This is a genomic window from Flavobacterium sp. AC105 (genome assembly GCF_979258495.1).
Genome location: NZ_OZ409860.1, coordinates 782,627 through 795,822, shown reverse-complemented (window position 1 = coordinate 795,822; position 13,196 = coordinate 782,627). Strand labels below are relative to the sequence as shown.

The 13,196-nt window shown below is 31.7% G+C and carries 7 protein-coding genes; 2 read left to right on the top strand and 5 right to left on the bottom strand.

All coding sequences use genetic code 11. The features are described 5' to 3' along the window. Nucleotides 1-3: 3 nt before the first annotated feature. The 4 genes from radC to ACZ0AH_RS03370 all read right to left on the bottom strand — a co-directional run bounded on the left by radC (nucleotide 4) and on the right by ACZ0AH_RS03370 (nucleotide 3,402). Nucleotides 4-693 (bottom strand): RadC family protein, encoded by a 690-nt coding sequence (radC, locus tag ACZ0AH_RS03385; protein ID WP_463474473.1) that lies wholly within the window; start codon nucleotides 691-693, stop codon nucleotides 4-6. Beyond that, on the bottom strand, nucleotides 694-1,164 hold the full coding sequence (locus ACZ0AH_RS03380; protein WP_463474472.1) for a GNAT family N-acetyltransferase: 471 nt from the start codon (nucleotides 1,162-1,164) through the stop codon (nucleotides 694-696). It lies immediately after the preceding gene. A 130-nt stretch (nucleotides 1,165-1,294) separates the two neighbouring features. After that, complete coding sequence (locus tag ACZ0AH_RS03375; protein ID WP_463474471.1) at nucleotides 1,295-2,650, bottom strand: UDP-N-acetylmuramate--L-alanine ligase; 1,356 nt, start codon at nucleotides 2,648-2,650, stop codon at nucleotides 1,295-1,297. Between the two features lie 65 nt (nucleotides 2,651-2,715). Next, a complete protein-coding gene (locus ACZ0AH_RS03370) occupies nucleotides 2,716-3,402 on the bottom strand; it encodes a tetratricopeptide repeat protein (protein WP_463474470.1) in 687 nt (228 codons plus the stop codon). A 129-nt stretch (nucleotides 3,403-3,531) separates the two neighbouring features. On the opposite strand from ACZ0AH_RS03370, the gene ACZ0AH_RS03365 reads away from it, so the two are divergent. Beyond that, nucleotides 3,532-10,071, top strand: coding sequence for an alpha-2-macroglobulin family protein (locus ACZ0AH_RS03365; RefSeq protein WP_463474469.1), 6,540 nt, complete (start codon nucleotides 3,532-3,534; stop codon nucleotides 10,069-10,071). A gap of 134 nt (nucleotides 10,072-10,205) precedes the next feature. Here the strand turns inward: ACZ0AH_RS03365 and ACZ0AH_RS03360 are convergent, their stop codons facing one another. Next, nucleotides 10,206-12,350, bottom strand: coding sequence for a S46 family peptidase (locus ACZ0AH_RS03360; protein ID WP_463474468.1), 2,145 nt, complete (start codon nucleotides 12,348-12,350; stop codon nucleotides 10,206-10,208). A 315-nt stretch (nucleotides 12,351-12,665) separates the two neighbouring features. Here ACZ0AH_RS03360 and ACZ0AH_RS03355 point away from each other — a divergent pair, with 315 nt between their 5' ends. After that, nucleotides 12,666-13,196 carry an outer membrane beta-barrel protein gene (locus tag ACZ0AH_RS03355; protein ID WP_463474467.1) on the top strand — a complete coding sequence of 177 codons (531 nt, stop codon included), beginning with the start codon at nucleotides 12,666-12,668 and terminating at the stop codon, nucleotides 13,194-13,196.

The following is a 13,196-nucleotide window of genomic DNA, read 5'->3' as shown; positions in this document are numbered from 1 at the left end:
AATTTAAAAAATTCCTTCATCTACAAAACTATAATATTTTGTTTCAGTAATAATCAAATGATCTAAAACTTTAACATCTAAACTATCACCTGCCAGTTTTAATTTCTGCGTAATTTGCTTGTCAGCTTCACTTGGAATTAACGTACCCGAAGGATGATTATGACACAAAATCAAGCCCGTAGCTTTAGTTTCAAATGCATATCTAAAAACCATACGCGTATCAACAATAGTTCCTGTTATTCCTCCTTTGCTTAATTGTACTTTAGAAATTATCTTATTAGAATTATTAAGAAAAAGCACCCAAAATTCTTCATGAGAAAGTTCTCCTATAATTGGCTGCATAATATCGAAAACCATTTTACTCGAAGTAACTTTCTCTAATATCGATACAACTTCCTCCTTTCTGCGACGACATAACTCTAAAGCAGCAACAATAGTAATTGCCTTTGCCTCTCCTATGCCTTTAAATTTCATTAACTGAGCAATTGATAATTTTGCTAAAGAATTCAAACTGCCTACGCTAGCCAAAATACGCCTGCTTAAATCGACAGCAGATTCATTACGACTGCCAGAACCAATTAAAATAGCAAGTAATTCTGCATTGCTTAAAGCTTCTTTACCTTTCAGCATTAATTTTTCACGTGGACGATCTTCTTCCGACCAATCCGAAATTGGCAAATAAGTTATATCCATTTATTGAAAAACTTTAATAAATTTGCTCATGCAAACACTATTTGTCAAACCTATATATGGCTCATAGTTTTCAACAATTTCAAAACCAACTTTTTGATATAAACCAATCGCCTCAATTTGTTTGTATAAAGTTTCTAAAATCATAGTTTGAAAACCCTGATTTTTTGCTTCATTTTCTAATTCTTTAATTATCATTTGTGCCAGGCCTAAACCTCTTGCTTCCGGCAAAACAAACATGCGTTTTAATTCGACTGTTGTAGCATTATACTTTTTAAAACAGCCACTTGCAACAGGTTTTGAATCTAAGTAGATAAGAAATACATTCGCATTAAATTCAATTAAATTATTGCCCCAATAATCCTTTTTTAATTCAGGATAACGATCCCACAAAAAAGTATCAAATGTTTTGATTAAAGATATAAAATCGGGATTTTCGCTTGTTGTTTTTACAACCTCTATATTTGGATTCATTATTATAAAATCTTAAAATGCGAATATATTTAAAAATAAGAAAAATCTGTCATAAATAATAAATTACTTATTCAAATAAAAATGCCAACTACAAAACTGCAATTGGCACATTATCAAATTATCTCATTGACTAATTTATCAATCCTTTTACTTCATCAAAATTCAGTCCGCCATAATTGCCGGAACTCATTAATAATAAAGCTGAATTATCTAAATTTAAATTAAAAAGATACTCTTTAAATTCAGCAGGATTGGTATAAATAATTAAATCTTTTCTATTAAAAGAAGTGGCAATTTGCTCATAAGTTACTTCTTCTAATTGTTTAATTTTTACTGCGTCAGGCGAATAGAAAACTACAGCAACATCAGCATATTCAAGTGCGCCTTCGTATTCTTTCAGGAATTCGGCATTTAAACTACTATAGGTATGCAATTCTAAACAGGCTATTAAAGTTCTGTTCGGGTATTGTTCCTTAACCGCTTTTGTAGTTGCAGCAACTTTACTTGGCGAATGTGCAAAATCTTTATAAGCCACTTTTCCTTTTCCTTCGGCTATTTTTTCTAAACGTTTAGAGGCACCTTTAAAACTGGCAATTGCTTCGTAAAAATCAGCTTCGTCAACGCCCATATTTTGACAGATCCATTTGGCTCCGGCCAAATTATTCAAATTATGTGCACCAAAAACTTCAATTGGCATATCGCCTTCGGGAGTTTCTAACAAAGTTACACCATCATTTACGCTATATTTTGGAGTAGAATAAGCCAGTTTACGAATTGGGTTTGTAGCCGCTTCTGCAACGCGTTTTACTTCTGGATCATTTTCATTATAAACCAAAATCCCGCCATTTGTAATTTTTCCAATGAAAATCTCGAATTGCTCTACGTAATTTTCATACGTTGGAAAAACATTAATATGATCCCACGCAATTCCGGAAATTAAAGCAATATTAGGCTGATACAAATGAAATTTTGGACGTCTGTCTATCGGAGATGATAAATATTCGTCACCTTCCAGAACCATAAAGTCATTTTCTTCGGTAAGATGTACCATTGTATCAAAACCTTCTAATTGTGCACCAACCATATAATCAACTTCGATATTATGATAATGCATCACGTGCAAAATCATCGAAGTAATAGTCGTTTTTCCATGAGAACCTCCAATTACAACACGCGTTTTATTTTTAGATTGTTCGTATAAAAATTCAGGATACGAATATATTTTCAAACCTAATTCCTGCGCTTTTAGCAATTCGGGATTATCCGCTTTTGCATGCATTCCTAAAATTATGGCGTCAATATCAGTGTTTATTTTTTCAGGAAACCAACCCAATTCAGCCGGTAAAATTCCTTTTTTCTCTAATCTTGATTTTGATGGTTCAAAAATAGCATCATCGCTACCTGTAACCTGATATCCTTTGTTATGCAATGCCAATGCTAAATTGTGCATAGCGCTCCCGCCTATTGCGATGAAATGTGTTCTCATTTAAATTCCAATTTTTTTAAATTCCAAAATTCCAATTTACGTTGGAATCTGATTTGAAACCATTATTAAGTTTCAAATTTTCTTTTCAATTCTTGTGCTTTTTTAGGGTCTTTTAATTTATTCAAATATAAATTATATAATTTTTGAAATGTGACTTTTGATTTACCAATTTCATTTGCTTTGATATAATTTTTTTCTGCCGATGTATATCTTTTAAAATATTCGTCGATTCTGCCTCTGGACAAATAACCGTCTACTTGTGATATTTGTAATAATTGATTCGAATATGAAATTGCTCTTGATTCGCTTCCGCCAAAAATACCCGGCAATTGCAAATAGATTTCTATCAAAGCCCATCTCGCCGGAACATGTTTAGGATTTAAAACAATTGCTTTTTCAAATGCCTCTTTCATATCATCAACCATTCCTAAGGCTTTTAATCTATTTACTTCCATTGCTCTCATGGCAATACAACCTCCATATTTATAATAATAATCAGCTTCTGAAGGTTTTAATTCTTTCAATTTCTTGAAATATTCAGCTCCTTTAACCCACGATTTATGAACGGCTGCAATTTCTCCTAAATATTCAAGTGTTTTTATATCAGAAGGTTTACTTTTTAAAACCCCTTCAAAAAGAATTTGTGCTTCATCATATTTTTTGGATTGAAATAGTTTCTCTCCTTTTTCAAAATTAGATTGTGACCATATTAAAATGGGCGTCAATAAAAAAAAGAATAGCAGCTTTTTCATGTTTCAAAAATAAGGAAATATAAAATGTATCATTTGCTTTTAGAGATAAATTAGTAATTTGTACGAAATTATTTTATTCACTTCCCAACCTTTATCAAAAAACTGCCCTCTATATTCTAAAACTAACTTATGAGAAATTTACTATTTGTTTTTTTATTGATTTCAACGGCTTTATTTGCACAGCAAAATGATAAAAAATGGGATAAAGTTATTGCTTACGAAAACGAAGGCAAAATCAAATCAGCAAATGAAATAGTCGAGAAAATATATAAAAAAGCTGTTTCAGACAAAGATGAAGTACAAATGATCAAAAGCTTTTTTTATCAGTCTAAATATTTGCAAGTTGTCGACGAAAAGGCACAAACCAAAATTTTAAATAATCTAAAAAGCGATATTAATCGGGTTTCAATTCCATCAAAAGCAATTTTGAATTTGGTTTATGCAAAGTGTTTGAGCGATTATTATACCCAAAGCGATTATAAAATTCGAAACCGAACTAATACTGCCGTTTTAAACGAAGATTTCCTGACATGGACTCAAAGTAATTTTACAACTGAAATTAATCTGGCATTAAAAAATTCGTTAGAAAACGAACCCATTTTAAAGAATACTTCATTATTAAAATATGAACCCATTTTTGATTACCCGACCGTAGAAAAATTCAAAACTCAGCATTTATTAGAGTATGTAATCTCAGAAAATATTGCGCTTTACACAAAAAAAATCCGTCAATGGGAAATTCAAAAAAGTGATTTTTTACCCTATAAAAAAGAATTACTGCAAAACTCAAATGTCTTTTTAAAACTGAATTTTGACTTTGTAACTAATGAAAATCTCAAACTGACTTTAAAATTATACCAAAAACAAGAAGAAAATAACCCGACTACAGATAATCTATGGGACAGAATTCAATTTTGCAAAACGTATATGATTGATTCTGATGAAGATTATTTCGAGGCATTAATTTCCCTTCAAAAAAACACAAATGATGCATTTTTAATCCAAAAAATTCAACTAGAAAAAGCATCTTATTTAAACAACAATGTATCAAAACAAACTCATCCAGACTATAATATTAAAGCTGTTGCCATTTTGGACAGTATCCTTAATGTGAACAATAGATCGAATGCTTATAAACTGGCCATTAAGAAAAAAGAAAATATTCTGTCTAAAAGTTTAAACATCCAACTTCAAAAATATAATTATAATGAGGAAAACATTAGAGCATTTATTCAATACAAAAATGTAGAAAATTTAAAAATTTCCTTTTTCAAAGTAACGCAAAAACAACTTTTGGAATTAGAAAAATACAACTCAACAAAAGACAGTGTAAAGGATTTTATTATCGAAAAAACACAACCTCTTGTTGCTAAATCTTATTCAGTAACCATTAAAAAAGATTATCTGGAATATTCGACAGAAGTACTTCTTCCGCAACTTAAAACAGGTTCTTATTTAGTGTATTTTGAAAGTGAATCTGACATAAAAGACAAAAAAGCTTCTGCTTTTGAAACGATTACAATTTCAAACTTTATCGTTTTAGCTTCACAGAATGATAAGTCTGAAAACTATCAGGTTTTAGACCGAAAAACAGGAAAACCATTAGAAAACGTTACTTTAAAATCTCCAACTTTTACCATTATAACAAATAAAAATGGAGTTGCTACTTTTAACAGAATAAAAGAAACTCCTTATGAAACTGTTAGTGTAGCTACTGCAAACGATACACTTTCTATTCAAAAAAACTACTTATATTATAACAATCAGTATTCGGATGCTGATGAAAAAAGTTTTAAAGGAAAAGTGGAATTTTATTTAGACCGCGCGATTTATCGTCCGGGACAAACGGTATATTACAAAGGTATTGCCATTCAAAAATTGAAGAATAAAACTTCTGTTGTTGCTAAAACAACGTTTAACATACTTATTCAAGATCCTAACGATACTGAAATTAAACAATTTGATGTCACTACAAACGAATTTGGCTCTTTTTCAGGTGAATTTGTATTGCCAAAAACAGGACTTACAGGAGATTTCAGAATTAAAGCCGATGAACCGGATGATTATGAAAATGATATCGTTTATAATAAAGAAGAAGCTGAACATCCATTTTGGGACAATGTTGATTTAGAAGATTCTGAAATTGAATTTAGGGTTGAAGAATACAAACGCCCAAAATTTGAAATGACTTTTGATCCCAAAAAAGAAAGTTTTCAGGTGAATCAAAGCATCAAAGTAAAAGGAAATGCAAAAGCTTTTGCAGGAAGCAACATTTCTGATGCAGACGTAACATATACCGTAACAAGATATACAAGTTATTATAGAGATTATTATTCCGAAGAACAAAATGAAGTCGTAGCAACGGGAGAAACAAAAACCGATGCTTCGGGAAAATTCACAGTTGATTTTGTTGCTTTACCTTCAAAAAACAGTAAAAAAGAACAATTGCCTATTTTTAACTATTTAATTAAAGCCTCAGTAACCGATATAAATGGGGAAACACATGATTCTGAAACGACCGTAAAAGTCGGTTATCATGATTTAGAACTTAAGGTTTTAATTGCTAATGAAATTGAAACTAAAAATAAAAACGAAATAAAACTGATAAGTACGAATCTAAATGATGAATTTTTAGCTGCAAAAGGCGAATTAAAAATTTATTATGTAAGTCCGTTTTCAACTAAATTTAAAGGAAGAGTATTTCCTCAGCCCGAAATTATAAACATTTCTGAGCAGGATTTTGAGAAATTGTTTCCTTATGAAAACAATCAAAATTCTAAAGAAAAACCAGCTGAAATACTGGTTTTCTCTAAAAACATTGATACGCAAAAAGACAAAACACTCGCTTTAGACTTTATTTCAAATTATAAATCCGGAAATTATAAAATTGTTTTTTCAGCAAAAGATAGTTTTAATAATTTGATTGAAGCCATTTCAAATTTTCAACTTACACAAAGCAAAGATAAATTTGACACAAGCAGATTATTCACGGTACAACAAATGAATCCGGATGCAAAAAAAGATGGATTTGCTTTGATAAAGATCACTTCTGTTATACCAGAACTTTATATTACAGCAACGGGAAATTACGACAACCGCGTTTTTTCAGAAGATATTTATCATCTTCAAAATAATGAAACTGTAATTAAAATTCCATTAAAAAAAGAGTTTCAAGGCGCAGTATCAATTAGTTCTGAAAGCATATTTGAAAATGAAAAATTCAACAATAACCTTTATGTATTTCTAAAAACAGAGAATCCCCAACTAAAATTTAATGTAGAAACATTCAGAAACAAAATACAGCCCGGAAGTAATGAAAACTGGTCTTTTGAATTAAACGGAATTGGTACTAAAAATGAAGCTGAAGTCCTGGCATCCATGTATGATAGTTCTTTAGATCAGTTTACCACAAAAGAGTGGAACACTTTAGGCATTAATGAATATTATAGTTCCGGAACCAATAAGAAGTCACTCTTAGGTTTTGATAAAACTTATACTTCAATTCTCAACCTAAATAAAACATCTAATCGTATCGATTTAAAAAATGAAACTACTCAATTAATTTGGTTTGGCTTCGATTTTAACGGCAGTGAAAATACGTTTCATTTGCAAAAAGAATATCAAAGACAACTCAATAAAAAAATAAAAAAACCTTTAAATGCTAAAATGATTTCAGGAATTGTTACCGATAATTCAGGACTTCCTATCCCTGGCATTTCTGTACTTATCAAAGGTACTAAACGACGCACTCAAAGTGATTTTGATGGTTATTATGAAATTGAAGCAACCGAAAACGAAGAACTTATATTTAGCTATATTGGTTATAAAACCCAATCTATTATTGTAAAAAATAGTAAAAAAGTCGATCTTGTTATAAATGCAGAATCTAGTCAACTAGAAGGAGTTGTTGTTACAGCTTATGGTATTAAAAGAGAGAAAAAATCACTTAGTTATGCTGTCACAAGAGTTAGTTCACAAAACGTACAAGCTGAAGAAGAAGATCAAGTATATTTTTTAAAAGAAGCTAGATTTACAATAAATACATCGAATGATCCCGAATATTATTTTCAAACTAGTAAAATTAAGTTTATTCCTGGAAAAAAAATAATAAGCGGTTTAACTTCAATGGTTGTTGATGCATCTACCTTATACATGATTGATGGAGAAGTTTCTTCAGAAAATAATTTCAAAAAAATAAACCCTGATGATCTTCTTTCCATAGACTTTTTAAATGAACAAAAGGCAAAAGCAATTTACGGAAGCAAAGGCGCAAACGGAGTAATAATAATCACAACAAAAAAAGCCTTAGAAGAACTAACACAAGTAAAAGCGAGAAAAAATCTTTCTGAAACGGCTTTCTTTTTACCAAATTTGAAAACCGATGCAAACGGAAAAGTAAGTTTCAACTTTACATCTCCCGAAGCTTTAACTTCTTGGAAACTTCGTTTGTTGGCACATAACAAAGATGCCGTTTCCGGTTATTTGGAGAAAAGCGTTATCACTCAGAAAGAGTTAATGGTTTTGCCGAATTTCCCGCGTTTCTTTAGAGAAAAAGATACGATTGTAATTTCTGCTAAAATTTCGAATGTTACTGATAAAGCCAAAACAGGAATCGCGATTTTACAGTTTTTTGATGCTGTAACCATGCAGCCCATTGATGCCAAAATGCTGAATGCAAAAAACGTGAGAAACTTTACGGTTGGCGCTTTCGGAAACACAACGGCAACATGGACGATTTCAATTCCGGAAGGATTGCAAGGTGTTCAATATAAAATTCTGGCGAAATCAGGAGATTTCTCTGATGGAGAAGAAAACATACTTCCAGTTCTAACAAACAATATGTTGGTTACAGAAAGCATTCCGATTTGGGTTCGTGAAAATTCGACTAAAGAATATACGTTTGAGAATTTAAAAAATAACAATTCAACGACTTTAAAAAATCATCAGCTTACGTTAGAATATACTTCAAATCCTTCGTGGATTGCGATTCAGTCCTTGCCTTATTTAATGGAATATGAACACGAATGTGCTGAACAGACTTTTGCCCGTTTTTATGCCAATGCTTTAGCTTCTGAAATTATTTCCAGTAATCCGAAGATTGCAACTGTTTTTGAGAATTGGAGAAAAAACGGAAAACTGAATTCGAAATTAGAAGAAAACGAAGAATTAAAATCAATTATTCTGGCAGAAACGCCTTGGCTAAATGACGCTCAAAGCGAAGATGAAAAGAAAAAAAATCTGACTCTTTTATTTGATTTAGAAAAAATGAAAACTTCGCAAGAAGCTACTTTCGATAAATTAAAGCAAAAACAAAAACCATCAGGAGGATTTTCATGGTTTGACGGAAGTGACGAAAGCGAATATATTACACGTCATATTCTGGCAGGTTTAGGTCATTTATCTAAACTAAATAAAACTCCAGATACTGATAAAAAAATCGATGAAATCGCCAAAACAGGAATTTCGTTTCTGGACAACAAATTCTTAGAATATTATAAAAACAAGACTAAAAACTTAAAAAAAGCAGAAAACCTAATTTGGATTAATCCGTATTCTGATTTGCATTATTTGTATTCCAGAAGTTTTTATTTAGACAAATATCCACTTTCTGATACTTTGAAAAAAGCAACTAAATTGTATTTGGAAACGGCTAAAAAAGATTGGTTAACGTATTCTATTTACGAAAAAGGATTAGTGGCTTTGACTTTAAATCGTTTTGGAGAAAGTGAATTTGCCAAGAAAATTATAGAAAGTTTAAAAGAAACTTCATCAAACAATGAAGACTGGGGAATGTATTGGATTGCCAACAAAGCGGGTTACTATTGGTATCAGGCACCTATAGAAACTCAGGCTTTATTGATTGAGGCTTTCGCCGAAGTGGGCCACGACACCAAATCTGTAGATGCAATGAAAGTTTGGTTATTAAAAAACAAGCAAACTAAAAACTGGCCAACGACAAAATCTACAACAGAAGCTATTTATGCCTTATTGATGCAAGGCAACGATTGGCTAAGCGTAAAAGACAATACCACCATAAAAATTGGAGATGAAAAAATCCTAACCAAAAAACTATCCGAAAACGAAAAAGAAGCTGAAACCGGTTACATCAAACTGAACTGGAAAGCCGATGAAGTTAAAAAAGAAATGGCTTCAATAAAAATCGAAAACAAATCTAAAGTGCCAGGTTTTGGCGGCGTGTATTGGCAGTATTTTGAAGATTTGGATAAAATAAAAACCAATTCAGGAGCAGTTTTATCAGTTTCGAAAGAATTATATCTAAAGAAGAATTCAATAAAAGGAGATCAATTGAAAAAAATAACCAATAAAAATCCTTTAAAAACAGGAGATTTAGTTACCGTAAGATTAGTAATTACATCAAAAGAAGACATGGAATTTGTTCACCTAAAAGATATGAGAGCTTCGTGTTTTGAACCTGTAAATGTACTTTCAGAATATCAATACAAAGATGGCTTAGGATATTATATGAGTACAAAAGATGCAGCAACGCATTTCTTTTTTGATAAAATTAATAAAGGAACGTATGTAATTGAATACGATATAAGAGTCAATAACAGTGGCGAATTCTCAAACGGAATAACTACAATCGAAAGTATGTATGCTCCGGAATTTGCGAGCCACACAAAAGGAATTCGTGTAAAAGTGAATTAATGATTCCTAATAGATCAGCCACGAATTCACGAATTTTTCTAATCAATTCGTGAATTCGTGGCTGAAAAATTGCCACAAAAAAACCCGACAAGCTTCAAAAACTTGTCGGGTTTACTTTTATAAATAAATTGAGATTATTTTATAATCGTCAATTCATCAATAATATTTTTAGCTCCGGCATATTTGTCAATAATCCAAAGTACATAACGAATATCTACGTTAATCGTTCTTTGTAATTTAGGATCAAAAATAACATCTCCCGCCATAGCTTCGATATTTCCGTCAAAAGCGATTCCAATTAATTCTCCTTTTCCGTTAAGAACCGGCGAACCAGAGTTCCCTCCTGTAATATCATTATCTGTTAAGAAGTTTACAGGCATATATCCCGCTTTATCAGCATATTGACCGAAATCTTTTGCTTTGTTTAATTCTAACAAACGTTTTGGCAAATCAAATTCCTGATCTCCTGCTTTGTACTTTTTCACCATACTTTCCATAGTAGTATAGTTATTGATTTTAGCATCGTTACGCGGATCTGCAGGCAAAGCACGAACCTTTCCGTAAGTTAGCCTCAAAGTAGAGTTTGCATCCGGATATTGAATCGCATTTAATTTAGATTCTCTTAAACCTTCAACCAATTCGCGGTAAGCAATTGCAAAACCATCATCAGCTTTTGCCTGATCATCTGTTTTAGAACGGTATTTTGTCAACAAATCATTAGAGATAATATATAACGGGTCGTGTACAATCGCCAATGGTTTTGGATCAGCCATAAATGCCAATACTTTTTCTTTAGTCGAAAAATAACTTATTTCAGTCGCTTTTGCAACGTCTGCAGTAAAATCACCATTATTCTCTGATTTCATTTTAGCTATTTGCGGAGCTAAACCATATTCAGCAGCTTTAGCAGCATAAAGGTTTAATTGCGCAGTTAACACATCTTTTTCAAGAGGCGCATAAAATTCACCATAAATGTTATCGATCATGGCGTTGATTTTAGGCAGCAACTCCGCTTTTTTAGCATCGTTTTCATTATAGTAAGCGATCAATGCATTCCCTAAATTTGCCGGTCCAACTGCATAACCTGAAGTACGTAAAACCTGAGATAAATAATTATCGTGAGTCGCTTTTAAATTCGTTTCTCTGTAATAATCATTAATAGTTGGAATTACATTTTCATACTTTTCCTTATTAGCAGGTTTAGTTGCCCATTCATAGAATTTATCTTCTTGTGCAGTTTTAACATCTACCGTTCCGGCTTTTGTTAAGGCATCGATCATTCCCTGACGGTTTTTCCAGTAATTTGCTGTTTGCGCATATTTAGACGCATATTGCAAACGAACTGTTGCATCTTTGTCCATATACTTTTTCATTTGGTCCATTGAGGTTTTAGCCCCTTCAACCCATGCAGGATATGCATATTTTATATTTTGCTCGATTCCGCCAGCTGGCATCCAACGATTTGTTCTTCCTGGATAACCCAAAATCATAGCAAAATCATTTTCTTTAACACCTTTAATACTTACAGGTAAATAATGTTTAGGCTGCAAAGGCACATTGTCTTTAGAATACGCTGCAGGATTTCCGTCTTTATCAGCATAAACTCTAAACATTGAGAAATCTCCGGTTTGACGCGGCCATTCCCAGTTATCAGTATCTCCTCCAAATTTACCAACACTTTCAGGTGGTGTTCCTACTAAACGAACATCTGTGTAATCCTGATAAACAAAATAGTAATATTCATTTCCCTGAAAGAAAGGACGAACAGAAACGGTATATTTTCCGCCTTCATTGTTTTCTTTTTCGATCAAAGCAATTTCTTGCTGAATTACTTTGTTTCTTTCAGTTTCTGTCATTTTATCATTTACTTTTGATAAAATTCTTTTAGAAACATCATCCATACGAACAAAGAAGCGAACATATAAAGATTTTGGTTTCATTTCGGCACTTTTTTCTTTAGCCCAAAAACCATCTTTCAAATAGTTTTGTTCTGCAGTAGAAAGTTCCGCAATTGCATTGTATCCACAGTGATGGTTTGTCAAAACTAACCCTTCTTTAGAAACAATTTCTGCCGTACAGCCTCCGTTGAATTGTACAATCGCATCTTTTAAACTATGGTGGTTAATACTATAAATTTCTTCGGCTGTTAATTGCAACCCCATTTTCTCCATATCTCTATGGTTCAATCTTTCGATAAACATCAAAAACCACATTCCTTCATCAGCTCTTACAGGAAAAGCCATTAAGCACATGGTTAAGAATAAAACTATTTTTTTCATGTTATTTTGTTTAAGTCCTGCGAATATAACTCATTTTCGCAACAAAAAATAACCTCTATCATCAAAATCGAAACAGATCAAATGCATTTTGCCCTTGTTTTACGAATTTCATAATATCATTAAAAGAAAAATTAGATTGGATTATAATAAGAATAATCAATTTATAGTATAAACTTAAAACAAAATTGAAACAAATGATTTAAATAATTGTTTATTTTGTAATAATTAACTTTCTTAAATAAAATTAACTTATAAAATATTTCTTACAAATATAAATTCTATAGTTTTGTAAAAAATTACTTAATCAATAGAAAAATGAAAAAATTATTAGTACTGGTTGCTTTATTTATTGCAACAGTTTCAAATGCACAAAAAGGGGCAATTTTATTAGGAGGAAACGTAGGTTTTTCTTCGGAAAAAATTGGAGAATCTAAATCAAATAATTTCGAATTTGCTCCAAGAGTAGGTTATCAGTTTGCAGACAACTGGGCAGCAGGAGTTGAGGGTTCAATTAAAAATATTGATACTGACGGATTGCAAAAAAGCGAAAGATATAAAGCAGGTGCTTACTTTCGTTACACTACTGCACTTACTGAAACATTTTCATTTTATGCAGATTTAGCAGGTGGTTACCAGACAAACTCTATTAATGACGCAAAAGGTATGTATGCAAGTTTTACGCCTAATTTATCAATTAATGTTAAAAACGGTATTGCATTAAACTTCTCAATTGGAGGAATTAATTACGACAATATCGACGGTCACAATGATTTGAGACAAGAACGTTTTGGATTTGATTTTGCAAAAACATTCAGCGTTGGAATTTCTAAAAACTTCAAACTATAA